This window comes from Pannonibacter phragmitetus (genome assembly GCF_050510895.1).
Lineage (GTDB): Bacteria > Pseudomonadota > Alphaproteobacteria > Rhizobiales > Stappiaceae > Pannonibacter > Pannonibacter phragmitetus_B.
Map to the genome: position 1 here is coordinate 3,063,528 of NZ_JBNINT010000001.1, position 25,743 is coordinate 3,089,270.

Annotated in this window: 22 protein-coding genes and 5 pseudogenes; 15 read left to right on the forward strand and 12 right to left on the reverse strand. The window is 62.4% G+C overall.

The annotated features are described in order from the left end of the window. From ACQB61_RS14565 to ACQB61_RS14585, 5 genes and pseudogenes are all read right to left on the reverse strand, one after another. A complete protein-coding gene (locus ACQB61_RS14565) occupies positions 1-645 on the reverse strand; it encodes a 3-deoxy-D-manno-octulosonic acid transferase (RefSeq protein WP_430513198.1) in 645 nt (214 codons plus the stop codon). Continuing rightward, positions 638-1,336, reverse strand: a complete 699-nt coding sequence (locus ACQB61_RS14570; protein WP_430513199.1) for a lysophospholipid acyltransferase family protein — start codon at positions 1,334-1,336, stop codon at positions 638-640. Before ACQB61_RS14570 ends, ACQB61_RS14565 begins: the two co-directional genes overlap by 8 nt. Positions 1,337-1,374: 38 nt before the next feature. After that, entirely contained in the window at positions 1,375-1,620 is a 246-nt protein-coding gene (locus ACQB61_RS14575) for a DUF4170 domain-containing protein (protein WP_019963126.1), read from the reverse strand. Positions 1,621-1,679: 59 nt separating this feature from the next. Beyond that, on the reverse strand, positions 1,680-2,477 hold the full coding sequence (locus ACQB61_RS14580) for a 3'(2'),5'-bisphosphate nucleotidase CysQ (RefSeq protein WP_430513200.1): 798 nt from the start codon (positions 2,475-2,477) through the stop codon (positions 1,680-1,682). Next, positions 2,464-3,805 (reverse strand): annotated as a pseudogene (locus ACQB61_RS14585) (TldD/PmbA family protein). The gene ACQB61_RS14580 and the pseudogene ACQB61_RS14585 overlap by 14 nt, the downstream one beginning before the upstream one ends. A gap of 246 nt (positions 3,806-4,051) precedes the next feature. Between ACQB61_RS14585 and ACQB61_RS14590 the strand changes: the two are divergent. After that, complete coding sequence (locus tag ACQB61_RS14590; protein WP_430513201.1) at positions 4,052-4,651, forward strand: DUF6101 family protein; 600 nt, start codon at positions 4,052-4,054, stop codon at positions 4,649-4,651. A gap of 199 nt (positions 4,652-4,850) precedes the next feature. Continuing rightward, positions 4,851-6,107 carry a GGDEF domain-containing protein gene (locus ACQB61_RS14595; protein WP_430513202.1) on the forward strand — a complete coding sequence of 419 codons (1,257 nt, stop codon included), beginning with the start codon at positions 4,851-4,853 and terminating at the stop codon, positions 6,105-6,107. A 4-nt stretch (positions 6,108-6,111) separates the two neighbouring features. Here the strand turns inward: ACQB61_RS14595 and ubiA are convergent, their stop codons facing one another. The 3 genes from ubiA to ACQB61_RS14610 form a co-directional block, all read right to left on the reverse strand. After that, a complete protein-coding gene (gene ubiA / locus ACQB61_RS14600; RefSeq protein ID WP_430513203.1) occupies positions 6,112-7,065 on the reverse strand; it encodes a 4-hydroxybenzoate octaprenyltransferase in 954 nt (317 codons plus the stop codon). Positions 7,066-7,189: 124 nt separating this feature from the next. Next, the gene (locus ACQB61_RS14605; RefSeq protein ID WP_430513204.1) at positions 7,190-7,756 is read right to left on the reverse strand and encodes an STM3941 family protein; all 567 of its coding nucleotides are present in this window, start codon (positions 7,754-7,756) and stop codon (positions 7,190-7,192) included. A 126-nt stretch (positions 7,757-7,882) separates the two neighbouring features. Then, positions 7,883-8,359, reverse strand: coding sequence for a GNAT family N-acetyltransferase (locus ACQB61_RS14610; RefSeq protein ID WP_430513205.1), 477 nt, complete (start codon positions 8,357-8,359; stop codon positions 7,883-7,885). A 111-nt stretch (positions 8,360-8,470) separates the two neighbouring features. Between ACQB61_RS14610 and purD the strand changes: the two genes are divergently transcribed. From purD to ACQB61_RS14635, 5 genes are all read left to right on the forward strand, one after another. Continuing rightward, the gene (gene purD, locus ACQB61_RS14615; protein ID WP_430513206.1) at positions 8,471-9,733 is read left to right on the forward strand and encodes a phosphoribosylamine--glycine ligase; all 1,263 of its coding nucleotides are present in this window, start codon (positions 8,471-8,473) and stop codon (positions 9,731-9,733) included. A 138-nt stretch (positions 9,734-9,871) separates the two neighbouring features. Beyond that, on the forward strand, positions 9,872-10,777 hold the full coding sequence (locus ACQB61_RS14620) for an alpha/beta fold hydrolase (protein WP_430513207.1): 906 nt from the start codon (positions 9,872-9,874) through the stop codon (positions 10,775-10,777). A 105-nt stretch (positions 10,778-10,882) separates the two neighbouring features. Beyond that, on the forward strand, positions 10,883-11,716 hold the full coding sequence (locus ACQB61_RS14625; RefSeq protein ID WP_430513208.1) for a patatin-like phospholipase family protein: 834 nt from the start codon (positions 10,883-10,885) through the stop codon (positions 11,714-11,716). A 141-nt stretch (positions 11,717-11,857) separates the two neighbouring features. Continuing rightward, positions 11,858-12,211 (forward strand): hypothetical protein, encoded by a 354-nt coding sequence (locus tag ACQB61_RS14630; RefSeq protein ID WP_430513209.1) that lies wholly within the window; start codon positions 11,858-11,860, stop codon positions 12,209-12,211. Positions 12,212-12,385: 174 nt separating this feature from the next. Further along, positions 12,386-13,330, forward strand: coding sequence for an MBL fold metallo-hydrolase (locus ACQB61_RS14635; RefSeq protein WP_430513210.1), 945 nt, complete (start codon positions 12,386-12,388; stop codon positions 13,328-13,330). Between the two features lie 6 nt (positions 13,331-13,336). On the opposite strand, the gene ACQB61_RS14640 is transcribed toward ACQB61_RS14635, so the two are convergent. Then, entirely contained in the window at positions 13,337-13,819 is a 483-nt protein-coding gene (locus ACQB61_RS14640; RefSeq protein WP_430513211.1) for a nucleoside deaminase, read from the reverse strand. Positions 13,820-14,376: 557 nt separating this feature from the next. Between ACQB61_RS14640 and ACQB61_RS14645 the strand changes: the two genes are divergently transcribed. The 3 genes and pseudogenes from ACQB61_RS14645 (at position 14,377) to ACQB61_RS14655 (ending at position 18,354) form a co-directional block, all read left to right on the forward strand. Beyond that, the gene (locus tag ACQB61_RS14645) at positions 14,377-15,897 is read left to right on the forward strand and encodes a pseudouridine synthase (protein WP_430514381.1); all 1,521 of its coding nucleotides are present in this window, start codon (positions 14,377-14,379) and stop codon (positions 15,895-15,897) included. Positions 15,898-15,909: 12 nt separating this feature from the next. Beyond that, positions 15,910-16,469 (forward strand): annotated as a pseudogene (gene rsmD / locus ACQB61_RS14650) (16S rRNA (guanine(966)-N(2))-methyltransferase RsmD). A gap of 721 nt (positions 16,470-17,190) precedes the next feature. After that, on the forward strand, positions 17,191-18,354 hold the full coding sequence (locus ACQB61_RS14655; RefSeq protein ID WP_430513212.1) for a porin: 1,164 nt from the start codon (positions 17,191-17,193) through the stop codon (positions 18,352-18,354). Between the two features lie 131 nt (positions 18,355-18,485). On the opposite strand, the pseudogene mutL reads toward ACQB61_RS14655, so the two are convergent. Next, positions 18,486-20,409 (reverse strand): annotated as a pseudogene (gene mutL / locus ACQB61_RS14660) (DNA mismatch repair endonuclease MutL). 37 nt (positions 20,410-20,446) lie between these two features. Here mutL and ACQB61_RS14665 point away from each other — a divergent pair. Beyond that, positions 20,447-21,151, forward strand: a pseudogene (locus ACQB61_RS14665) (TIGR01459 family HAD-type hydrolase); the annotation flags it as partial. 74 nt (positions 21,152-21,225) lie between these two features. Continuing rightward, positions 21,226-21,423 carry a hypothetical protein gene (locus tag ACQB61_RS14670; RefSeq protein WP_430513213.1) on the forward strand — a complete coding sequence of 66 codons (198 nt, stop codon included), beginning with the start codon at positions 21,226-21,228 and terminating at the stop codon, positions 21,421-21,423. 68 nt (positions 21,424-21,491) lie between these two features. Here the strand turns inward: ACQB61_RS14670 and ACQB61_RS14675 are convergent, their stop codons facing one another. Next, the gene (locus ACQB61_RS14675) at positions 21,492-22,172 is read right to left on the reverse strand and encodes a protein phosphatase CheZ (protein WP_430513214.1); all 681 of its coding nucleotides are present in this window, start codon (positions 22,170-22,172) and stop codon (positions 21,492-21,494) included. A gap of 191 nt (positions 22,173-22,363) precedes the next feature. Then, positions 22,364-22,747, reverse strand: coding sequence for a response regulator (locus ACQB61_RS14680; RefSeq protein ID WP_019963146.1), 384 nt, complete (start codon positions 22,745-22,747; stop codon positions 22,364-22,366). Positions 22,748-22,999: 252 nt separating this feature from the next. Here ACQB61_RS14680 and ACQB61_RS14685 point away from each other — a divergent pair. The 3 genes and pseudogenes from ACQB61_RS14685 to ACQB61_RS14695 all read left to right on the forward strand — a co-directional run bounded on the left by ACQB61_RS14685 (position 23,000) and on the right by ACQB61_RS14695 (position 25,543). Beyond that, a pseudogene (locus ACQB61_RS14685) lies at positions 23,000-23,457 on the forward strand (MaoC family dehydratase). 161 nt (positions 23,458-23,618) lie between these two features. Then, positions 23,619-24,617 carry a bifunctional riboflavin kinase/FAD synthetase gene (locus ACQB61_RS14690; RefSeq protein WP_430513215.1) on the forward strand — a complete coding sequence of 333 codons (999 nt, stop codon included), beginning with the start codon at positions 23,619-23,621 and terminating at the stop codon, positions 24,615-24,617. Continuing rightward, complete coding sequence (locus ACQB61_RS14695; RefSeq protein ID WP_430513216.1) at positions 24,614-25,543, forward strand: DMT family transporter; 930 nt, start codon at positions 24,614-24,616, stop codon at positions 25,541-25,543. The genes ACQB61_RS14690 and ACQB61_RS14695 overlap by 4 nt, the downstream gene beginning before the upstream one ends. The last annotated feature ends 200 nt before the right edge of the window (positions 25,544-25,743 follow it).

The following is a 25,743-nucleotide window of genomic DNA, read 5'->3' on the forward strand; positions in this document are numbered from 1 at the left end:
TCAGGTTGCCGGGGAGCGCACATCGGCCACGCCGAGCTTGCGGTAGCGTGCGGCATCCGCCTCGCTCTGGGCGAGGCACAGGCTGACGCAGCCGAAGACGGCACGGCCGAAAGCGCCGCTCTTCTCCCACTTGGCGCCGGAACGGGCCGACATGCGCCCGTTGATGATGGCAAGCGGAATGCCCATCCGCGCCAGCCGGGCAAAGGTGCCGGGCCAGATCTCCGATTCCACCACCAGCGCCAGATCCGGCTGCCAGTGAGCCAGGAACCGGCGGACAAGCTGCGGTGCATCAAAGGGGGCATATTGATGGAACGCGCCCTGCGGCAGGCGCTGCGCGGCGATTTCCGCCGATGTGCGCGTTACCGTGGTCAGGAGCACGCTGGCGCCCTCACCCGTCAGCCGTTCGATCAGCGGCAAAACCGAGTTGGTTTCGCCAACGCTGGCCGCATGCAGCCAGACAAGCCGGCCTTGCGGGCGTGGGCGGGAGGCAACGCCGAAACGCTCGCCGCGCCGTGCCGGATCTTCCTTGCCCGCCCGCACGCGGGAGGCATGCAGCAGCTTCAGGACCGGCAAGGCCAGCCCTGCTACGGCTCCATAGGCGCGCAAGGGGAAAGATGCGGCGGCAGCAGCGCGCGCGTCAGCCATGGCGCTTACCGGTCAGGGCATAGGCGCGGGCGGTCACCTCGTTGAGGCCTGCCTCAACGGCAAGGCGGGCCACTTCCAGCGCCTCATCATCGGCGTCATTGGCCACATAGATGGGCTCGCCAATGGCAATGGCGGCGCGTCCGAACGGCAGGTTCAGGCTCGCCTTGTCCCAGCTGTTGAAGGTGAGGAAGCGGCTGGTGGCAATGGCAATGGGCACGATGGGGCAGCCGGAATGGCGCGCCATCTGCACGATGCCTTGCCCGGCAACACGGGCGGGGCCCTTCGGCACGTCTGCCGTCAGGGCCATGATGCCGCCATCCTTCAGCACGCGCAGGCCCTCGATGAAGCCGCGCATGCCGCCGCGTTTGGTGATCTGATAGGACTTCTGGCTGCCCGAGGCGCGGATCAGCTTCAGGCCCAGCTTCTCGGCAGCCGTTGCGTTGATCTCGCCATCCGCAGAGCGGGAGATCATCACATGCACGTCCCAGTCATCAGGCCGGGTGAAGGGCATCATGAAATGCTGGCCGTGCCACATGGCACATATGAAGGGCCGGTGCGGCTGCAGCCGCTCATAGGCATCCGGCGGATCGATGACCATGCTGTTCGTCTTGCGCACGAAACGCAGGTAAGCCGCCAGCAGCGAGCCAGCGGCTTTCAACAGCGCGGGATTCCGGCCGAGTTTCTTTAGCATTCTGTTCCTGACGTCACGCCCGAGGGATCAAGAGGCTCTCAGGCGGCGGTTTCCGGGTCCAGCAGGCGGTGCATGTGGACGATGAAATAGCGCATGTGCGCGTTGTCGACGGTGGCCTGCGCCTTGCTCTTCCAGGCGGTGTAGGCCGTCGCGTAATTGGGGTAGATGCCGACGATGTCGAGCTTTTCCAGGTCACGGAAGGTCAGGCCCTCCGGGCTCTCCAGCTCGCCGCCGAAGACCAGATGCAGCAGTTGCTTGGGCTCGTTTCCGGTGCTGTTCGTCACGATGTGCTCCTTGCGTCTTCTCTTGCGGCAATCGGGTGCCATTCCGGCGGCGCAGGGCCTCAGCGCAGCTTCAGGCCGCGCAGAAAGGCAGAAGCCTTTGCCGACAGCGCCTCACCGGCTGCCACCAGTTCCGGATGCTGCAACGTCTCGCGGTTATAGAGACATACAGCGCCGGACCAGTCCGTCAGCCGTCCACCCGCTTCCTGCACCAAAAGATCGGCAGCCGCAAGATCCCAATCATGGGCATTGGCCCGCGCAGCGGCGAGGTCCACATCTCCGGCGGCTACCTTGGCGATACGGTAGGCCAGGGAACCAATGGTCCCGGCGGGCACAATGCCGCCCTCTTCGGCAGCACGGTTGAGAATGCCCTGCGGCCCTAGCAGCGTAGCCCCCTTCAACTCCTCGCGCACACGCGCCGTCACCAGCCGCCCGTTGAGGCGGGCGCCGCAGCCCGCGATGGCGCTGAAAAGCTCGCCCCGCACCGGATTGAGCAGAACCGCCACCACCGGACGGCCGTTCTCGACCACCGCCAGCGAAATCGTCCACTCATCCTTGCCGGCCAGAAAGGCCCGCGTACCGTCGATCGGGTCCACGACGAAGACGCGGGTCTTGCCGAGACGGTCGGGCGTATCCGCCGTTTCCTCCGACAGCCAGCCATAGTCCGGCCGGGCGGCGAGCAGCGTCTCGCGCAGATAGGCATCCGCCGCCATATCGGCTTCAGAAACGGGCGAACTGCCCGCCTTCATCCAGGTCTGCGGATCGCGTCCGAAGAAGCCGAGGGTAATTTCTCCAGCCTTGCGGGCTGCAGCTTCCAGAAGCGCAAGATCCGCCAAAAGGCCAGCGTCAGTTTCCGGCAATGGTGAGATCCTCGATGACGACAGAGGGAGTGGCTGTGGAGTAACGCGCATCCAGATCATTGGCCGGGCGCAGGCGTGCGAACATATCCTTGAGGTTACCTGCGATCGTAATCTCGCTGACGGCCTCGACGAGTTCGCCATTCTCGAACCAGAAGCCGGAGGCCCCGCGTGAATAGTCACCGGTCACGCCATTGGCGCCATGGCCGATCAGATCGGTCACCAGCAGGCCAGAGCCGAGGGCCCGCATCATCTCCTCCGGGCTTTCCGTGCCGGGATGCAGCGTCAGGTTCGTTGCGCCAGGCGAGGTACCGGAGCCCCCGGTGGGCGCGGCCATTGACGGTAAGACCAAGTTCGCGCGCGGTTGCCCCATCCAGAAACCAATGCCGCAGGAAACCATCCTCGATCATATCGAGCGGCAGCGCGCCAGTCCCTTCCCCATCGAAGGGACGGGTGGCCGCCCCGCGCGGCTTGTGCGGATTGTCGCTGATGCGGATGCCCGGCGCGAAGACCCGCTCATTCATCCGGTCCTTCAGGAAACTCGTCCCGCGGGCAATGGCCGCGCCATTGATGGCGCCGGCCAGATGCCCCAGCAGACTGCGCGCCGCACGCGCTTCATAAATCACATGTCCCTTGCGGGTGGACAGCTTCTTCGGATTAAGCCGGCGCACGGCCCGCTCACCCGCACGCTGTCCGATCAGGGCCGGAGCGTCCATATCTTCAAAGAAGGTCCGGGAATCGAAATCATAATCCCGCTCCATGGCCGTGCCCTCTCCGGCAACCGCCGTCATGGACAGGCCAAAGCGGGAGCTGGTATAGGAGCCGGTGAAACCGTGGCTCGTCGCCAGTACCATGCCGCCCAGCCGCCAGGAGGCACTGGCTCCGCCAGAACGGCTGACACCGGCAACCGAAAGCCCGGCAGCTTCGGCGGCCAGCGCCATCTCTTTCAGCTCATCGGCGGACGGCTGATGGCTGTCCAGCAGCTCCAGTTCCGGCAAGGTCTTCAGCAGGCGGTCTTCTTCGGCAAGACCCGCATAGGGGTCCTCCGGGGCAACGCGGGCCATGGCAACGGCCCGGGCGGCAAGGCCATCGAGATCCTGCAGCGTGTTGGCAGAAACGGAGGCGGTGCGCTTTCCGACGAAAACGCGCAGAGTGACGTCATCCCCCTCGGCGCGCTCGGTTTCCTCGACCTTGCCTTCCCGCACCTCGACGCCCAGAGACACACCGGTGATGGCCACCGCATCGCATGCATCGGCGCCTGCACGGCGCGCAGCCTCCACAAGGCGCGCGGCCCGCTCTTCCAGTACCCGCTTGTCGACGAGATCGCTCATGGCTGGTCTTTTCTCCTTGTCATGCCCCTGTTTAAGGCGCGGGCGCACAGGCGGCAAGACCGCCGTGCCAGCCCGGCAGGCAAGCAAAGTAAGTTTTTCCTTAAGTAACTGGTTAGTCTTTGATAACCCTGAATCAGATCATCTTTTCTTAACCACGCCTGTTAAGGCAATGCCCACCGGCTGCTGCGTAGATTTGTGTCATTCACGAGGCCCACCTCAAAAAACCCGGGCCCGATGGAGAGGCAATTGGGACGTCAGACAGCTATCGACGGAGCATTGGAGGCCGGGGCGGGCCGCGCAGAGCGGCTCGACCCGGCAACCCTTCCGGTCAGATTCGACACCACCATGAGCGCGCCGCCCGCTGCCGGCAGCGCCCGCGTCGATGCCAGGGTCTATCTGGACCGTGACACCGCCATCATCAAGCGTCCGCTGGCAGGACTGCCGCTGACGCTTGTGGTTCCGCTGAATGTCTTTGAAGGCATTGCCGTGGAAATCCGCCCCGCCGGGCTTCTCGGCACGCTGGTTGCGCGGCTTTTCCTGCGCCATCCGGATCCGGCCCTCTGCCTGACGCTGCGCGAAGCCGACAACGCCGAAGATCTGGCCGAAGACTGGGCCGGCTGGGCAGAAGCACTCAACCTGCCGCTTCAGATCGTGGAGCCGGACGGCAGTGTCTCCACTGTCCAGGATGCCGCGCAGCCGCATTTTCCCGCAAGACATTGCCTGCGGCGCAAGGTCTACGCCCTCACCGGCCATCGCCCCCGCTTCCTGAACCGCCGCAAGACCGGGCGTGGCATTGCCCTGCAACCGGTGCACCGCGGCGAACGCGAGATCATTGCCCGGCACTGAGCTTCCGCCGGACCGCATGAAATACAATGACTGGAAGGCGGCCTTGAGCCGCCTCTTCTCTTTTTCAGTATCTATTTGAAAATTCTGGGATTTATTATTTCATCAAAGCGCATTTTTTTGCCCCTAAGCGTTTTACCTAACGGATATTTCAACATTTTCTGCGCTAGATCTGTCACCTTCCGGACAGGAATGACGTCACATGCACCTTGATGTAGTTACGCTTTCGACTGCAGTCTCGCTCATGCTTCTGCTGGGCGCTGGCATGCTGATGCTCGTGTTCCGGTTCTCTATCAAAAGACCCAGCGCCCACGCCGACAGTGTTCGCTTCTGGGCTGTTGCGCTCGGAATAATGGGAGTTGGAATTTTTCTGATCAGCCTGCGCGGACATATCCCTGATTTCCCGAGCATTGCGATCGGCAACGGCATCGTTCTTCTGGCGATGAGTTTACGCCTCAAGGCAATCAAGATGTTCTGGAACCGGCAGGAGAGCTGGATTGTAACGGCAGCCCCCGCCGCCCTATGGATGTCCCTTTGCCTCGTTCCGGTATTCTATGAAAACTTCCTGGCGCGCGTTGTTCTGGTCAACACCTTGATCATTTTGCTCCTGCTCACTTCGATCCAGGTCATCCGGAAATGCAATCATGATCGTCTGAAGTCGGCAAAGTGGCTCCGCGACAGCATGATCTTTGAGATCATGTCAAAGATGGCCATGATTTTCAGTTTCTCGCTCACAGGTCTGGAGAGTTTTGAAGCGGCAATCAAGGCTAACCTGACCGCCATCTACCTGCTCACGCTCATCATCTCAACGCTCGCCACAATCATCTCTGTCTTTGCTATGGTGATTGAACGGGAGGAGAGACTGCTGCGGGAACAGGCCCTGCGAGACCCGCTGACCGAACTGTCCAACCGCCGCGCCTTCTTTGATGATGCGGGCCGCTGGCTGGAGAAGCATGCATTTGCCGACAAGCCATTTGCCGTTGCTCTGTTCGATCTGGACCACTTCAAGCAGGTGAACGATCTGCATGGGCATGCTGCCGGCGACGAAATGCTGACGATCTTCGCGGCAGTTCTGCGGGAGAATACCCGCAAGGGCGACTTCGCTGCCCGGCTTGGCGGTGAGGAATTTGCCGTGTTCCTGCCGGATACAGACATACGCACACTGGAGGCTGTTGCAGACCGTCTGCGCGCTGATTTTGCCGAAAAGGCCTTGCGGAAGTCCGGCGGCGTCATGCCTGTCACCGTCAGCGCAGGTATCGCTGCGGGCCGAAGCGGCGCCAATGGCCTGGAACAAACGCTGGCGACCGCCGATCGCGGGCTTTATTCAGCCAAGCGAGCGGGCAGAAACCGTGTTCGCAACGGCCATGACAAACCCATAACAGGCCAGCATGAGGAGTTGGACGCGAACACGTCCGTTATTCAGGTGCTCCACCTGCCCGCAGCATCGGCCATCCAGTAAGCCGTCACATACGGTTGACCAATGCCTCAAGGCAGAACCCGGCGAAGACAATCCAGCCGTAGCGGGTGTTGGAACGGAACAGCTTCAGGCACTGATCGCCATCATCAATATCCAGCACCACGATCTGCCAGAACAGATGCAGTGCGCCCAGCGCAATGCCGGCAAAGGCAAAAGGCCCCGCGTCCGCAAAAGCCGCAGCGAGCGCGAAAAGCACCGTTGCGCCGGAATAAAGCAGCGCCAGCGCCACTTTCGTCCAGGACCCGAACAACCTCGCCGTGGAGCGAACCCCAACCAGCGCATCATCTTCCTTGTCCTGATGGGCATAGATCGTGTCGTAGCCAATCGTCCAAAGGATGCCACCGGCATAAAGCAGAAAAGGCGCCGTATCGAGCTTGCCGAACAGGGCAGCCCAGCCCATCAGCGCGCCCCAGGAAAAGGCAAAGCCGAGGAACAGCTGCGGCCAGCTGGTGAAACGCTTCATGAAGGGATAGATGGCCACGACAAGCAGCGAGGCAAAGCCGAGCACAATCGTGAACAGATTGAACTGGATCAGCACCAACCCGCCCGCGAGAGCCTGCAGAGCCATGAAAAGCTTGGCCTGTGAGCGTGTCACCTGACCTGCAGGGATCGGCCGCGAACGGGTCCGCTCCACCTGCGCGTCGATCTTCTCGTCCACGAGGTCGTTATAGGTGCAGCCCGCCCCGCGCATGGCCACCGCCCCGATGAGGAACAGCAGCAGATGCCAGGGGTTGGGATAGGCATTTCCCGCAGCAATCGCTGCCAGCGCGGATGACCAGAGACAGGGCCAAAGCAGCAATTGCCAGCCGATAGGCCGCTCCCAGCGCGCCAGGCGCGCATAAGGCCGGGCCCAGACGGGCAATTTCGTATCGACCCAGTGACGCCTTACCGCATCAGAAACCGGGCCCGTGTCGCGGGTGCCGAAGATCTTGAGACTCATGGAACTTCGTTATCACGAGCCTGTAGCCTCTGGCGAGCCCTCCAGATGCGAGTCACTTCAGCGCAGGATGAGGTCTGACGGCCTGAGGGCAGGTCAACCTGAGTAATTTTAATGCTTCATGCGTTCAGAGCGCAGGTACGTCCACGTGGCGCACAGGGCCAGCCGCGCCACCCCATGGCCCCTGCGCTGCGGCAACATGCGCCAGAATGATCTCGAAGAGATCGTCAAAGCTGATCCGAATGCCGGTTGGCGCTATCGCCAGACCATCGGCTCCAAGCTTTGCATTGGCGGAACGCGTCATGCGGGGGATCCAGCCAAGGTCCAGGGTTTTCTCGAAGTCCGGATCCACATTGAGAATGATGAACTTCTGACCGCTGGACGACCAGACGAACACTTCCCGCACCTCGCCCCAAGGGATCATCTTGCGGGCAACCCGGAGGTCCCGGATACCGTCCGGCGAAATCGTGACCATGACGCCGCTGCTGATGGCCAGCCGGTAGAGGGCGATGCAGGTACATGCCCCAAAGAACAGCATGCCAGGAATGCCGAAGATCAAAGCCGGGCCAAACACGGCAGGCAGAAAGGTGATAGCTGCGCTCAGGCCTGTCATGACAATGCCCGCGAGAAGCAGACCGACGAGCTTCAGAGGGGAGCCCTTGATCTCGAGTGTCTGGTTTGTGTCAACCTGCATGCCGGTCCACCGAAAATCCCATCAATAGCAATAATGACAGGGATAGGCTCCGGCTTTGGCAAACTCAAGGCGCAACGGCCGCTTTGCTGAAGAAGGCCGGTAGAGGGGGCGGCAGCGGGCAGCCAGTTATGGCCCCAGGTCATCTTCCTCGCCTATCTCCCGCTCGTAGACCGTGAGCGGGCTGCGGCCAAAGCCTTCGGAGAGGATCAACCCGGCAGCTGCGGAGTTCTGCGGCGCAGCTGCCTGGAAATGCCGGATGCCGAAATCGGCAAGATCGGAACAGGCCCCGCGCAGCAGACGGCGGCCCAGACCGCGCCCACGCGCTTCCGGGGCGATGTAGAACTCACCGAACAGCGCCAGACGGCCACCCATTTCCACGGAATGGCGGAAGAACGCCACGGCGTAGCCCGCAGGCTGATCCCGGAAGCTGGCAAGCCACGCCCGGCCCAGATTTGCGTCCACCATCAGCATGCGCAGAGCGCTTTCCTGCGCCCGCGTCATCGGCAGTCCTGTTTCACCGCGCATGCGGCCCGCGAGTTCGACAATACGCGGCGCCGTGACAGCCGTTCCAAGCATCAACGAAAAGCCGCCGGGCCGCATCATCGGCCAAGCTCTCGCGCCTCAGCGGATTGCCGCACCCGGCCTGCCGTGCTAATCCGCGCCGCAACTCTGGAAGGCCCAGCGGCGACGCCGCGCAGACGTGAGAGCTTACCCATGAATATTCTCCTCATCGGTTCCGGTGGCCGTGAACACGCCCTCGCCTATGCCATCGCCAAGTCGCCGCTCACCTCCCGGCTTTACGCCGCTCCGGGCAACGCCGGCGTTGCCGAAGAGGCTGAACTCGTTGCTCTGGACGTTGCAGACCATGCGGCTGTGATTGCCTTCTGTCAGGAAAAGGCGATCGACTTCGTCGTCGTCGGTCCGGAAGGCCCGCTGGTGGAGGGCATCGTGGATGATCTGGCGGCGGCTGGAATCAAGGCCTTCGGGCCCTCAAAGGCCGCAGCCCAGCTGGAAGGCTCCAAGGGCTTCACCAAGGATCTCTGCGCCGAGGCAAACATTCCGACCGCAGCCTATGGCCGCTTTGCGGACAAGGACAAGGCGCTGGCCTATCTGCGCCAGCAGGGCGCGCCGATTGTGGTCAAGGCCGATGGCCTTGCCGCCGGCAAGGGCGTGGTCGTTGCCATGACGCTGGAAGAGGCCGAAGCGGCGGTAAGCGCCTGTTTCGATGGCAGTTTCGGCGCAGCTGGAGCCGAAGTGGTGATCGAGGAATTTCTCACTGGCGAGGAAGCCAGCTTCTTCGTGTTGTCTGATGGCAAGACCGCCCTGCCCCTCGTGGCAGCACAGGACCACAAGCGCGCCTATGACGGAGACGAAGGCCCGAATACCGGTGGCATGGGCGCCTATACGCCTGCTCCAGTAGCCAGCGATGCGGTCATCGCCCGCACCATGGAAGAGATCATCCGCCCGACCATCGAAACCCTGGCAAAGCGCGGCACCCCGTTCAAGGGTGTGCTTTTCGCCGGTCTGATGATTGGTGAAAACGGCCCGAAGCTGATCGAATACAACACCCGCTTTGGCGACCCGGAGTGCCAGGTCATCACCCTGCGCCTCAAGGAAGACCTTCTGCCGCTGCTGATCGCCACCGCAGAAGGCACGCTGGACCAGCACACGGCAACCTGGAGCGATGACGTGGCCCTGACAGTTGTCATGGCCGCCAAGGGCTATCCGGCGGCTTACGAGAAGAATACCGAGATCAGGGGCCTCGAGGCGGCGGGCAAAGTGGAAGGCGTGAAAATCTTCCACGCTGGCACAAAAGCTGATGGCGGGCGTATTCTGGCCACCGGTGGACGCGTGCTGAACGTCACCGCCACTGGCAAGACCGTCGCCGAAGCCCGCGAGCGGGCCTACAAGGCCGTGGACCTGATCGACTGGCCAGAGGGCTTCTGCCGCCGCGACATTGCCTGGCGCGCCCTCTGAAAGCAGATAACTCCGCACCTGATTGAAGAAACCCGGCACGGCATCCGCTGTGCCGGGTTTCCTGCTTTCATAAACACGCATCTCCCTTGCGCCTGTTCCGCCCTCCGGCCATCCTGTCTTCAACACAGGAAGGAGCAGATGATGACAGCGCCAGAGGCAGATCTTTTTCCCGGATTTGATGCCCGCATGATGGATGCAGGCGATATCCGCCTGTTCTGCCGCCTCGGCGGATCAGGCCCCGCTCTGCTGCTGCTCCACGGCTTTCCCCAAAGCCATGTGATGTGGCACCGCATTGCGCCGGAGCTTGCACGGCATTTCACCCTTGTGATCCCGGACCTGCGCGGCTATGGCGCCAGCGATGCCCCAGAAGGGGATGCCAGTCTTTACTCCAAACGGCAGATGGCACAGGACGTGCTGCAACTGATGCGCGGTCTTGGTTATGACCGTTTCATGGTCTGCGGCCATGACAGGGGCGCACGCGTCACCTACCGGCTGGCACTGGATCATCCGGAGGCAGTCACCCGCGCCGCTGTGCTTGATATCCTGCCGACACATGACTACTGGGCCCGCATGGACCGGCAGTTCGCGCTCAAGGTCTACCACTGGGCCTTCCTCGCCCAGCCAGCGCCTCTGCCCGAAACGCTGATCGGCGGCAGCCCGGACTACTATATCGATCACACCATCGCGAGCTGGACAGCCAGCAGAAGCCTTGCGGCGTTTGATCCGGTGGCGCTGGACTGTTACCGCCTCGCCTTCCGCCAGCACGCCCGCATCCACGCCATGTGCCAGGACTACCGCGCCGGGGCCACAACGGATCTTGAGCATGATGGCGCGGACATCGCCGCAGGACGCCAGATCTCCTGCCCGCTGCTCGCCCTATGGGGCGCATCGGGCATTGCACCGGGCGCAGGCACGCCGCTGGATGTGTGGCGCCGCTGGGCACCACAGGCGGAAGGTCAGGGAGTGAACGGCGGGCATTTTCTCGCAGAAGAGAACCCGGATGGAACGCTGGCGGCGCTTCTGCCGTTCCTTCAGGGTGACTAAGCGGCGAATGTTCCTGTCATTTTCCTGCCGGATAAATCACGCAAGACAGGCACAACCCTGATACAGGAACATTTCCCCGCGCAGATGCAGGAAGCGAGTTTCAAGATGACCCACCCCCGGATCGGCCTTGCCCTTGGCGGCGGCGGAGCACGCGGCATGTCGCATATTCCGGTGTTTCAGGCCTTTGACGATCTGGGCGTGAAGCCTTGCCACATCACCGGCTCGTCCATCGGCGCGCTGCTTGGGGCCGGCTATGCGGCGGGCCTGTCTGGCACGGAACTGCATGACTATGCGCTTGAAACCTTCCGCCACCGAAATGCGCTCATTGCCCGGCTGTGGCAGCTCCGGCCCAAACGCTTCACCGACATGTTTACCGGCGGAATTGCGCAATTCGACCCGCTGAAGGTCGTCAATCTGTTTGCCGCTGATCTGATCCCGGATCATTTCGAGGATCTGAAGATCCCGCTGACGGTGCTGGCCACTGATTTCTATGGCTGCGGCGAGATCGACATCACAACGGGTCCGCTGCGCCCCGCCATCGCGGCCTCCATTGCCATCCCGGCCGTCTTCCGGGCCGTGGAAATGGACGGCAAGGTTTTGATCGACGGCGGTATTGCCAATCCGCTGCCCTTTGACATTCTGCCTGCCAACTGCGAGATCACCGTTGCCGTGGATGTGGTGGGCGTGCCCGTGCCCCGCAAAACTCACCGGAATGCACCCTCCACGCTTGACGCCGTGTTCGGATCGTCACAAATACTAATGAGAACAATTACAGCAGAAAAACTCAAGCAAAAACGCCCGGATATACTTGTCCGCCCATCCGTCGACGACATCCGCGTCCTCGACTTCATGAAGACCAAAATGGTGCTCGAATCCGCAGCACCGCTACGTGAGTTTGTGAAAATTCAGCTCTCCAAATTGCTCGAAAAAGCGGCGTAGTCCGCGAAAATTCGCGGCCTCCGTGTATTCGTCCCGCATTATGATATCTTTTCATGCCATTATTTGACGCAAACTGCCAAATTAACCATTGTTTAATAAGCGCGGTTGAGAATTTCTCTTGTATCCAGAAGGAGAAACCGCATGACCCGCGTTGCATCCCGGTCCTTGGATGAGGACACCTGCCCGGTCTCGGAAGAGACCTTCCAGAATCTCATGCACCTGAACGCGGCTTCCGCCGCCAGTGCAGCAGCAGATTTGCCGGAAGAGCAGAAGGCCCGCCTTGCCGTGTTCTGCTACCACAAGGCGCATCTGCGGCCCATCGGGCTGATGATCGCAGCAGGCTGCAGCCTGCGCGCACTGCTCGACGAAGCCGGTCATGCCGGTGAGATTCTCTACCGTCAGTCGCGCGAGATGCAGTCAAGCCTGCCTTGCGACAAGTTCCAGCCCCAGCGGGGCGCAAGACCGCCAGTCACTCTTTATGCCATCAAGGGGTAAGGTATTTCCTCCCGCCTGCCCCCTCCTCGCGCCGCTCCGTCTTCCCCCAGCAAAGACATCCGGAGCGGCGCTTTTTCTTTGTCCGCTAGCCGGGCACTGACGCAAATGTGAGCTTGCCGCCGAGCGAAACTGACCTAGGGTCTACTATGTCAACGCATCAGGACGGGGTGCGCCATGGTCAGGGATCGTTCTGCAAGCCACCGCAGGTCTGCCAGTCTCACGCAATCGGCCGGACAGCTCAACGCTGCATGGCGGCAACTGCGCTCCTCCCTATGGCGCATCGCCCCGCTTCTGGCAGGCCTTAGCCTTGCCACTCCCGCTGCCGCAACCTGCCAGTTGATTGCTTCCGGCCCGCAGACGCCTCAGACCGGTGGCTGGGTGCTGCCGTCCGGTATCAGAGTGGCCAGCGCCTCGCCGGAACTTGCCCTGCAGCTGGCGCAGGCGGCTTCCCTGGCTCAAGATGAAGTGGGCCTGCGCTACATCGGCCATTCGACGTTCGAGATCACAAGCCCCAAAGGGGTGCGGATCGCTACAGACTATAACGACAGGGAAAGACCTTCCCTGCCGCCGCGCGTTGCAACCATGAACAACGCCCACTCCACCCATTTTACGCTCAATCCCAATCCCGCCATCGAGCACGTGCTGACGGGCTGGAACCCGGAAGGTGGCCCCATCCATCACGACATCCGCGTCGAGGATGTGCGCATCCGCAACCTGCCGACCAACGCCCGCGGCTGGGACGGGGAAACACGCGCCTTCGGCAATTCCATCTTCATCTTCGAGCTGGCGGACTTGTGTATCGCTCATCTCGGCCATCTGCATCATCAGCTGACCGCCGATGATCTGGCCACGCTCGGCCGGATCGATGTGGTGCTGGCACCAGTGGACAACGCAGCCACCCTGCGCCTCGACAGCCTGATGGCTGTGCTGGACGGCATCAAGCCAAGCGTCGTGGTGCCAATGCACTTCCATTTCGGCGGGGCGCTGGAGCGTTTTCTGGCGCGTGCTGCAAGTGAAGGATGGGCCGTAACGCCCTACCCCACCTCTGCTGCCGTTCTTTCCCGCAAGATGCTTCCAGAGCAGCGCACGGTGGTCGTTATGATGCCGGGCGGCGGATAACCACCCTTATTCTTCCCGCCTGCTTCGGAAGAAGTCTTTCAGCAGCGTCGCGGCCTCGGCTTCGGCGAAACCCGAATAGACCTCCGGCGCATGATGGCACGTAGGGCTGGCGTAGAAGCGCACGCCATGATCCACGGCACCACCCTTTTCATCCCCCGCTCCATAGTAGAGCCTGCGGATGCGGGCAAAGGAAATGGCGCCAGCACACATCGGGCACGGTTCCAGCGTGACATAGAGATCGCAGTCAGGCAGGCGCTGGGAGGCAAGTGCCTCGCAGGCCATGCGGATCACCAGCACCTCGGCATGGGCTGTCGGATCGTTGAGCTCCAGCGTGCGGTTGCCCGCTCTTGCCAGAACCTCACCCTTGCGCACCAGCACGGCTCCCACAGGAACTTCACCGCGTGAAGCTGCCAGACGCGCTTCTTCAAGCGCCAGATCCATGAAGGACCGGACGGGGGCATTGTGCTCTTCTGCCTTGGGTGGTTTCATGCCGGTTACGCTGCTATCTGCCTGTCTTTCTGATACTTTTAGAGCAAAGCATGCCGCGCGTCAGCCGCTCCCTCACATGAGGCGTTTGCCAAGAGCTGCGAATTTTGTGCGGCAGCCGCATTTGCTTGATTCCTAAACCGTGCAAGCTCTGCTATGAGGCGGCCATGACCGGCAACAAAACTCCTTCCCGGCCCCGCGGCAATCGCCCCGGCGGCCCGTCGCGCCGTAACGATGGCGCAGGCTCTTCCTCTTCCGGACGCGGTGACAACCGTGCGCCCGGCAAAGGCTTTTCTGGCCCCCGCTCTTCTGGCCCCCGCTTCGGTGGCAAGAACGGCCCGCAGGGCGAACGTCAGGGTGACCGTCAGGGCCGCGAAGGCGGCTTCGGCGAACGCGGCAATGGCCCGCGTGGCGGCCAGCGCGGCGACCGTCATGACGGCGCCCCGCGCGGTGACCGCCCGCAGCGTGATGGCTGGGCTCCCCGTGGTGGCGACCGTCCGCAGCAGCGCGATGGCTGGGCCCCGCGTGGTGGCGACCGTCCCTATCGTGATGAGCGCCCGATGCGCAACGACCGGCCCAAGCGTGCGGACAGCAAGCCTGCGCCCAAGCGCCAGACGGCTCCCAAGCCGCAGGCTGTGCGTGTTGCGCCCGAAGTGTCGTCGCATGAGGGCGAACGTATCGCCAAGGTGATGGCCCGCGCCGGGCTGTGCTCACGCCGCGATGCGGAAGTGTGGATCACGAACGGCCGCGTAAGCGTCAACGGCACCGTGCTGACCACGCCGGCCATCACAGTGACAGAAGACGATATCATTCTGGTGGATGGCGAACCGCTGCCGCAGAAGGAGCGCACCCGCCTGTGGCTCTATCACAAGCCGCGCGGCCTGGTGACGACCAACTTCGACCCGGAAGGCCGCCCGACTGTCTTTGAAAAGCTGCCGGAGGACCTGCCGCGCGTGGTGTCCGTCGGCCGCCTCGACATCAACACCGAAGGCCTGCTGCTGCTGACCAACGACGGTGGTCTGGCCCGCGTGCTGGAACTGCCTGCCACCGGCTGGCTGCGCCGGTACCGGGTGCGTGCCTTTGGCGAGATCACCCAGGACCAGCTGAACGCGCTGGCTGATGGCGTCGCCATTGACGGTGTGCTTTACGGCGGCATCGAAGCGATTCTGGACAAGACGCAGGGCGACAACGTCTGGCTGACACTGGGTCTGCGCGAAGGCAAGAACCGCGAAGTCAAGCGCGTGCTGGAGCATCTGGGTCTTTCGGTCAACCGGCTGATCCGTCTCTCTTTCGGCCCGTTCCAGCTTCTCGACCTGCCTGAGGGCGAGGCCCGCGAGATCAAGGGCCGCGTTCTGCGTGACCAGCTCGGCGACAAGCTTGCGGAAGCTGCTGGGGCTGATTTCGAGGCTCCTGTGCTAACGCAGGCCGCTCCGAAGGAAGAGCCGAAAAAGAAGAAGCCGCAGCAGCAGGGCCCCAAGACCCGCGGCGAGTGGATGACCGCCCGTGACGGTGCACAAGCCGTGAACCGGCCCAAAGGCCCGCGCAAGCCGCGCCCTGAGGGCGGCGAGCGCAGCTTTGGCGGCCGCGACGGCAACCGTGAGGGTGGCCGCGAAGGTGGAAAGCGCGAAGGCGCCGAGGCCCAGCGCCCGCAGAAGGTTTCCCCGCGCAGCCGCTTCCGCCTGACCCGTGAGCCTTCTGTCCGCAAGGCAGAAGACGAGCGTCCGCAGCGCACACCCCGTCCCCGCCGCATCTGGGGGGCCGAGGGCCTCGTTGAGGACAAGCAGCAGGAACAGCGCACCGGCCGTGACCGCAAGCCCGCATTCCGTGACCCGGATGACCGGCCGATCCGTCCGCGCGAGCGTTCCGAACGCCCTGACCGTCCGGAGCGGCGCGAGCGCCCCGAAGGAGGCAGCCGTTTCGAGCGCAATGACAGGCCTGACCGTGGTCCGCGTGATGATCGCGGCCCCCGTCCCGATCGTGGCAACCGGCCCGTTCGCAGCGGCCCTGCACGCAATGGTCCCGGCGGGCCGAAGCGCGGCGGCGGCGGCGGTGGCGGCTTCAAGCCCCGCTCACGCGGCTAAGCAGGACAGGCCATGCGCATCGTTGCTGGACGTTTCAAGGGCGCAAGCCTTGCCACGCCGAAGTCGGACGCCACGCGTCCGACTTCCGACCGGCTGCGCGAGACCATCTTCAACATCCTGCTTCATGGGGTTGGCGCGGATCTTGAGGGCGCACGGGTGCTGGACCTGTTTGCCGGCACAGGCGCCCTTGGCTTCGAGGCCATCAGCCGGGGTGCGAAACATGCCACCTTCGTCGAGGAAGGCACCGATGCCCGCGGCGTGATCCGCCGCAATATGGAAGCCTTCGGCCTCAACGGCGCTGCCAAGATCCTGCGCCGGGACGCAACGAAGCTGGGCGCAGCAGGAACAATCGAACCGTTTGACCTGCTCTTTGCAGATCCCCCTATGACAAGGGCCTCGGCGAACTGGCGCTGGCGTCGGCCCGAGAAGGCGGCTGGCTGGCAGATGGTGCCATCTGCATTCTGGAAGAGCGGGCCAGCAACACGGTCACGCTTCCGGCTGGCTTCGAGCTTCTCGACCAGCGCACAAGCGGCGACAGTCAGGTGCTCTTCGCGCGCAATCTCCCCGCCTGATTACGGCACTGTTTTCTTCGGGCGGGGACGTGTGCGGCGCAAGATGCGCCCGAGCCGGGCCGGCGACCTGTCTTCGAGGGCCTGGCACAAGCCGTCAAGCCGAGGGGACTTCCGCCGCAGGCGCCGCAGCAAGCGGATAGCCCAAGGGCTTGCGGCCAGCACCATGACAAGACCGAGCGCAATGAGAGGCAGTCCGGTTGGCAGCGGCAAAGGCAAGGTGACAAGCCCCGCGAGCAGGACCAGTGGCGCCGTCAGCCAGACAAGAGTTCTCATCTGAATCCATCGTCTCCCGGCCATGGCCACGGCAGCTGCTCGGCAGAACGTCTGCCTCTTCCGAGCAGCTTGCTTGCCACGCCCCCAAGACAGGCACATGACAGTGAGACTAAGGGACTATGACGCGCAGCTCCTGCGCCAGCCGGATACTTGTGCCACCATCCTGAATTCGCACTCGAGGCCCAGCGCACATCGATTCATCATGTGATCAAAAACAAGGCGCCTTGCTCCTATTTCCCTGCCAAAGCTTTCATCCTAATGCATTCTTCATGGTCAAAATTAACATCATTTATCAACTGCGTGACTTTTCTGCATCTACTCTGACAAATAAGTAAGACCTGCATTTCTGCCGATTTCAATTTTTCCTAGCCAGCATATCATTTGTTTATCGAACGCTGATTCTCCTGCCGTCTGAGGGTGGAGCTGGTTCTTCAGGAAGGATTTCTGAATGCGCAGTACACGTCTGATTACCGCAATGACCCTCCTGGCTGCCACGTCCACTGGCGCCCTTGCAGCCGATCTGCCGGTTGCTCCCGAGCCGGTTGATTACGTCCGCGTTTGTGATGCTTTCGGCACCGGCTTCTTCTACATCCCCGGCACCGAGACCTGCCTGCGCGTCGAAGGCCGCGTTCGCGCCGAGTACCGTTTCGATAACTTCGGTGACAGTGACAACGGCTGGGATGACCGCACGGATTTCAGCACCTACACCCGCGCCCGTGGCACCATCCGTCTGGATGCCCGTACAAACAGCGAGTACGGCCTCGTCCGCGCCTACATCAACACCTACATCGAAAATACCTCGAACGCAGGCACAAGCGCATCGACGACACTCGAGCACGCCTTCGTCCAGTTCGGCAACTTCACCTTCGGCCGCACAGCGTCCATGTATGACTTCTGGACCGGTTACTCCTATGGCAACTTCCAGACTCAATACACCGATGTGCGCAACTGGGTCGCCGCCTACACGGCATCACTGGGCAATGGCCTGAGCGCGACCATCTCGATCGAGGATGGCACCACACGCCGCTGGGGCATCGGTGGCAGTGCCTATGCGGGGCATCGCGTGCCTGATCTGGTGGCGAACCTGCGTGTTGACCAGGCTTGGGGCTCGGCCCAGATCATGGGCGCTCTCCACGAAGCACGCGCTGTTTCGCCCGGCTCCGACACCAAGGTTGGCTACGGCATTGGCGCCGGTGTGCAGATCAACGTGCCCTACTTCGCCAAGGGGGATGCCTTCGCCCTGCAGGCCATGTATGGCGATGGTGCGTCCGGTTATGTTCTCGACTCCTGGGATGCGTCGATCACCGACGCGACACTGGTCGGCACCGCACTCAAGACCACAAAGGCCTGGGGCATTGCTGCTGGCTTCCTGCATAACTTCAGCGAGCAGTGGGACGCCAACATTGAAGGCGGTTACTACTCGGCAGATGCGGCTGGCACTGCCAACGATTTCAAGCAGTGGGGCGCAAACTTCAACGTCAACTGGAAGCCAGTGTCTGACCTGACGATCGGTACCGAGTTCGCCTACCGCAGCTTCGACTACAACCGTACCGCAGGCCGCCGCGACCGCGACGAGTTCTACACCACGATCCGCGTCGAGCGCGTGTTCTAAGGATAGAACACCGAGGCCTGGCATTCATGCTCCATGCCTCGTTATGACAAAGTCCCTCCCAGGACGAGACCAGAGGGCCGCCCATGTGCGGCCCTCTTCTTTCCGCAGATCCTGCAAAAGGGTGGGACCGGCTATTTCCTGCCGAACAGTTTCTCGATGTCGGAAAGCTTCAGTTCAATCCAGGTCGGACGGCCATGATTGCACTGGCCTGAAAGCGGCGTTGCCTCCATCTCGCGCAAGAGTGCGTCCATCTCCTCCGGCCGCATGCGGCGGCCAGCGCGGATGGAGCCATGGCAAGCCATGGTGGCTGCCACATGATCCAGCTTTTCCTTGAGGCCGGAGGCCGTTTCCACTCGGTCAGTTCATCCGCAAGATCCTGCACCAGCGCGCGGATGTTGAGCGACTTCAGCATGGCGGGCGTTTCCCGCACAGCGATAGCACCGGGGCCAAAGGGCTCCAGCACCAGACCCGCCGCCTCCAGCTCATCCGCATGTTCAGCCAGCCGGTGCACGTCTTCCTCCGGCAGTTCCACGATCTCAGGGATCAGCAGCATCTGGCGCGGCACGTCGCGGGCCGCCAGCATTTCCTTCAGCCGTTCATAGACCAGCCGCTCATGGGCGGCATGCTGGTCAACGATGACGACGCCATCCATGGTCTGAGAGATGATGTAGGTCTCATGTACCTGGGCACGGGCAGCGCCCAGCGGACGGGCCATGTTCTCCTGGCCTGCCGGTTCGCTATGCGCCCTTGCATCGGCAGAGGGCATGACGATTTCAGCCAATGCCGCTTGTGCCGCCTCGGCAAAGCCAGTCTCATCTGCAGGAACATTGCCCCCTCTGCTGGCCGGTAGGCAGAACTGCGCCAGTCCCAGCCGCCTTGTGCCGGCGAAGAGCCTGTGGCGGGGCGCCAGCCCGGCGTGCCGCTTCGCGGGCTTCCGCCATAGTTCCCCTGATAGGCGGCAGACCGCAAAGGATCGGCTCCAGACGCCTCACCCATTCCCGGCGCCATGCCGGTTCGCAACGCTTCCATTGCAGCAGCGGCATTGGAGGTGGACGACCGGTGTCCTGCCATCACCAGAGACTGCTTGATGGCTCCGACGAGAAGCCCGCGAACCAGCTGGCCATCGCGGAAGCGCACATCCGCCTTGGCCGGATGCACATTCACATCCACCAGCGCCGGGTCCAGATCGATATAGAGAACCACCACCGGATGCCGGTCGCGGGCCAGCACGTCAGCATAGGCACCGCGCAGGCCGGACAGAAGCAGCTTGTCACGCACCGGGCGGCCGTTGACATAGAAGAACTGCTGCTGCGCCGTGCCCTTGTTGTAGGTCGGCAATCCGGCGAAACCGGTCAGGCGCACACCCTCCCGCTCCGCCGTAATCTCCATGGCGTTGTCAAGAAAGTCCTTGCCCAGCACCTGCGCCAGGCGGGCCATGCGCGGATCCTCGCCGCGCGCCGACGGCCAGCTTTGCGCGGTCCGGTCCGAGCCGGACAGTTGAAAACCAACCTCCGGATAGGCCAGCGCGATACGCCGCACCACATCCGTCACGGCGGCAGCTTCCGCCTTGTCGGTCTTGAGGAATTTCAGGCGGGCGGGTGTGGCGAAGAAGAGATCCCGCACCTCGACCTGCGTGCCCTTGTGCCGTGCTGCCGGATGTACATCGCTCTCCGTGCCGCCTTCCACCTCAATGCGCCAGGCATGCGGCTCGCTGGCATGGCGGGTGGTGATGCCCAGCCTTGCGATTGAGCCGATGGATGGCAGCGCCTCACCCCGGAAGCCGAGGGTGCGAATGTCGAAGAGGTCTTCCTCATGCAGCTTGGACGTACAGTGGCGGCGCACGGCAAGAGCCAGATCATCTGCCGTCATGCCGAGGCCATCGTCGGAAACCCGCATCAACGTCTTGCCGCCTGCAGCCGTGACGATATCGATGCTGGAGGCGCCCGCATCGACTGCGTTCTCCACCAGTTCCTTGATCACGCTGGCGGGCCGTTCGATCACCTCGCCTGCCGCGATGCGGTTGATCACCGCCTCGCCCAGTTGTCTGACTGCCATCTGCCTGTCCGCCGCCGTCTCTGTCCGGGTTCCTGTCATGCCCGGTTTCTCCCGCGCGCGGCTTCGTATATTGTCCGCCAGCCTGCGCGGGACAACCTCCCGATTCCCGCCAACGTTACCAGATCAGCCCGGAAGAGGCCCCCATGAACGCAACAGCCCCCTGCTCATCCCCGGCCTTGGCGCCATTGCGCCTGACTACAGGGGCATTCTCAGCGATGTCTGGGGCGTACTGCACAATGGTGTAGCCGCCTTTCCTGCCGCTCATGAGGCGCTGACCCGCTTCCGCCAGGAGCAGCGTGGCACGGTCGTGCTCATCACCAATGCTCCGCGCCCGTCCGAGCCGATCCACGAGCAGCTGGCTGTGCTTGGCGTGCCGCGCCACGCCTACGATGACATCGTCACGTCCGGCGACGTGACGCGCCACCTGCTGGCCAGCAGCTCCGAGCGCAAGTGCTTCCACATCGGCCCGGAACGCGACCTCAGCCTCTATGACGGCACCGGCCTTGAGATTGTGAGCGAGGCAGATGCCAATCTGATCAGCTGCACTGGCCTCTTTGATGACGAGACCGAAACTCCAGATGACTACCGGGACCAGCTCCAGGCCCTTGCCGCACGCGGTCTGCTGATGGTCTGCGCCAACCCGGATATCGTGGTGGAACGTGGTGACAAATTGATCTGGTGCGCCGGTGCCCTTGCCCGGCTCTATGAGGATCTGGGCGGCCGCGTCACTCAGCCCGGCAAGCCACACAAGCCGATCTATGATGCCGCGCTTGACCGCCTGCAGCAAATCCAGGGGCGGATTTCGACCGCTCAAAGGTGCTGGCCATCGGTGACGGCCTGCCGACAGACATTCGCGGCGCGGATGCACAGAATCTGGACGTGCTGTTCATCACCGGCGGCATTCATGCCTCGGACTTTGGTCCGGTTGAGACTCCGGACGAGGCGCTGATCCGCCGCCGTCTCGCAGAAGAGGGCTACTCGGCCCGCGCCGCGCTTCCACGCCTCAACTGGTAACCCTTCCAAATCAAAGGGCCGCAGCGTCGCCGCTGCGGCCCTTCTTACATTTCAAATGCGGTCAGGCGTCAGCCGAACAGCTTGTCGATGTCGTCCTGAGAACCACCACCATTCATCATGGCATCAACATCATCCTGCGACACGCCTTCACCAGCCATCTGGGGGCCGTGGAGAATCAGCTCGCGCTTGCGGCGCTCGGCTTCGGTTTCTTCTGCTGCAGGTTCCATCGTTTCCACGATGCGCAGCTTTTCGACGAAGGCGGAGACACGCTGGTCAATGTAATTGAGGGTGCCGACGACCTTGGAAATGCGTTGGCCGGTGATGTCCTGGAATGCGCAGGCCTCGAAGATCTCGATCATCTTGTTGTTGACGAGTTCCTGATAGGCCAAACCATCCGACGTGTCGGCGCCCATGATTTCCTCGGCAGCCGTCATGATCGTGTGCGTTGCCGACTCGGTCGCCTCGACGATGGCATCAAGTTCGCGCCCGGCATCAGGAATCTTCTGCTGCTTCATGTCGTTGGCACGCAGCGCAGTGATTTCTTCCTTCATCCGCGTGATTTCGCCGGCGATTGCCTTCAGTTCGCCCGTCACTGCCGGCTGCACCGCCAGCAGGAAATCGTGCATGGAGCCGCTCATAACCTCAGCAAGCTGCATCACGTCATTCAGGCCAACTTCCCCGTCACGGCTTTTGTTTTTTTCCAAAAACTCGATGACGCGGACCACATTCTCTTTAGTCATTGTGGCCATTGTTCAGCCCTCCGTTTTGCATAGCCAGCAACGATCACCCGTTCTGCCGCCAAGAACAGGTCCAGCGCCCTGTGCCATATGCCGGAGTGCCATCCGGGCCATGACAGACGTGAGAAAATCGGCTGACCGGTCACTCAGGCGGACTTGGCTGCGAGAGGAGCAGCACAGTCCGCCGGGGTGAGCGAATTCCGTCAGTCTGCGAAGACTGCTTCGATCTTGCCCTTCAACGTCTGCGCGTTGAACGGCTTCACGATGTAGTTGTTCACGCCGGCCTTCTTGGCAGCGATCACGTTTTCGGTCTTGGATTCGGCAGTCACCATGATGAACGGCGTCTTGGAGAGACTGGCGTCAGCACGAACCTGCTTGAGCAGCTCGTAACCGGTCATCGGTTCCATGTTCCAGTCGGAGATGACCAGCCCATACTTGCGCTGCTTCATCTTCTCCAAGGCTTCCGTACCATCGGCTGCATCGTCGATATCTTCAAAACCAAGCTGCTTCAGCAGGTTCCGGATAATCCGGATCATGGTCTTGTAATCGTCGACCACCAGGACCGGCATCGAAAGGTCAAGGGCCATTGTCTACTCCATACTGTCAATTACAGGGCCCACCCTCTGGGCCGGAAATGACGAGATCTGACGTTTCAGGAGGAAGACACGATTGTCGTGTTCCCACCTCCCCATACTTGGGCAATCTAAGCGGTTCCCCTGAAAAGACCGTTAATAGCGCAAGCCATTTTCTTCCCCCAAAGGCGTATTGTGCCTGAGCACTCTGCACCATAGCGTGCATACCGGTATTTAAGGGCACGTTTCTGGTATTGGGAGGCAAAAATGCTTGAGCTGCGTCAGCTTTGCTACGAGGACCTGAGCGAGGGCATGAGCGAGACTCTGACGAAGCACGTGAGCGCATCTGATATTGTAGGTTTTGCCGAGGTGTCGGGTGATCGCAATCCAATCCACTTGTCTGAGCATTTTGCCGCACGCACCCCTTCCGGACGCGCATCGCCCATGGGCTTTATACTGCGAGCCTTATCTCAGCCTTGCTTGGCACGCGTCTTCCGGGACCCGGCGCGATCTATCTTTCGCAGACCCTGAACTTCAAGGCGCCGGTCCGGATTGGTGATGATGTCACGGTGGAGGTCAAGGTCGCGGAGCTTTTGCCAAAGGGCAACCGGGCCCGCCTCTCCTGCATCTGCCGCGTTGGGGAGACGGTGGTTCTGGAAGGTGAGGCCATGGTCAAGGTCCCGGCACGGGGCACCGAACGGGACTTTCCCGGCCATCAGAGCTAGGGAAAAAGACAGCGCGGACGGCGGCCAATGTGCGCTTGACGAAAGGCCATGAAAACGGCAGGGTCCGGCAAATCCTGACAAAGGGCACCCCCGTGTCAGGACGCTTGTTTCATGTCGGCTGCAGATCCGCCCGCAGTCCAGCCCGCAGGTTCTCATCTCTGATGACCGTCACCGCCACACCTTTCTCAGTTGTCGAGGATCTGGCTTCCCTGCCTGCCCATCTCAAAGGCAGCGTTGTCGCCATTGGCAACTTTGATGGCGTGCACAGGGGCCACAGGGCCGTGCTGCAAGCCGCCATCGACGAGGCGCATGGTCACGGGCGCCCCGTGACGGCCATGACATTCGAGCCGCATCCACGCTCGGTCTTTGCCCCGCATGTACCCCTTTTCCGGCTGACACCAGCCCATGCCAAGGCAGAGGTGATGGAAGCGCTTGGCCTTGATGGGCTGATCGTGCTGCCCTTCACTCGCGACTTCGCCAGTCTTGAGGCAGAGCGTTTCGTTGAGGAAATCCTGATCGGCGCCCTCGGCATCCGTCACGCAGTCACCGGCTATGATTTCCACTTCGGCAAGGGCCGGGCCGGAACGCCGGACTTCCTGCGTGCCTCCGGCGAGAAGCACGGTTTCGGCGTGACCATTGTGTCGGCCGAAAATGACGAGAGCGGCGAGGTCATATCCTCTTCCCGCATCCGGGCAGCCCTTGCAGAAGGGGATCTGGCGCTGGCCAACGGCCTGCTCGGCTACCGCTGGTTTGCCGAAGCTGAGGTGCGCCATGGCGAAAAGCGCGGCCGCGATCTGGGCTATCCCACAGCCAACCTGCGCCTTGCCGATGACTGCACCTTGAAACACGGTATCTATGCCGTGCGGGTGGAAGTCGACGGCCAGCGTCATGATGGTGTGGCAAGCTTCGGCCGCCGTCCAACATTCGACAACGGGGCGCCGCTGCTGGAGGTGTTCCTGTTCGACTTCTCCGGCGACCTCTATAGCAAGACGCTGCGGGTGCGATTCGTTTCGTATCTGAGGCCGGAGGAGCGCTTTGACAGCGTAGATGCGCTGATTGCGCAGATGGACCGGGACAGCGCAGAAGCCCGCGCTGCGCTTGCCAGCATGCAGCCCCTGTCCGCCCTCGATCTCGCGCTCGGCGCCGTGCCGCTGACATGACCGCCGTCCCCGCGCGCCAGATCTCCACCAAGGCCGAAATTCTGCAGGGCATCCTGCTGATGACCATTGCCATGATCGTCATACCCGGCATGGACACGCTGGCAAAATATCTGTCGGCCACGGTCGCGCCGCTGATCATCGGTTTCGGGCGCTTCTTCTTCCAGGCGTTCTTCACCCTGCTTGGCGCCATGATCATGACAGGCGGTTTGCGGACGCTGAAGCCGAAGCGCTGGGGCGTCAACATGCTGCGCGGCATCTTTCTGGCGGGCGCCACCTTCGCCTTCTTCACCGCGCTGAAGGTGATGCCCGTAGCCGATGCCATCGCCATCTTCTTCATCCAGCCGATGGTTTTGACAGCGCTCTCCGCCATTTTCCTGAAGGAACAGGTTGGCCCCCGCCGCTGGGCGGCCGTGGTGGTTGGCCTTGCAGGTGCCCTGATGATCATCCGGCCGGGCTTCGATGCCTTCGGCATCGTGGCGCTGCTGCCAATGGTCACCGCCTGCCTTTTTGCCCTCTATCTTCTGACCACCCGCATTCTAGCGGGAGAGGATGGCATGCTGTCGATGCAGTTCACCACCGCCCTTGGCGGCGGGGCAACGCTCGCCATCGTGATTGCCGTGACGGCTTTTCTCGGCGTGGAGACGACGGGCATTGTCATAGCCATGCCCAACACGATCGAAACCTCGCTGCTTGTTGCCGTTGGCGCCATTTCCTTCGTGGCGCACGGGTTGATCGTGCGCGCCCTGGCGCTGGCGCCTGCCTCCGTCATCGCACCGTTCAACTATCTGGAAATCGTCAGCGCCACGCTCTTCGGCTTCCTCGTCTTCGGCGATTTTCCCGACCTGATGACCTGGGCGGGCATCGCCCTGATCGTTGCCAGCGGCATGTACATCGCCCACCGGGAGCGCATCCGCAAGGAAGCCTGAACTGGCACAACGGACAGCATACCGCCCGCATTTGCCGCTTTATTCAGAGGCTTTTGACTGATACTAGATCGGCCATGACAGTCATTCTCCCTGCCGGATGCCTTTCCGGCCCCGCGATCTCACGAATTAGCTGCCCGGCCTTCGGCTGACGCATTCGCGCGCCGAGGGACCGGGATCCCTTCGTGACGGGATGCGGCAAG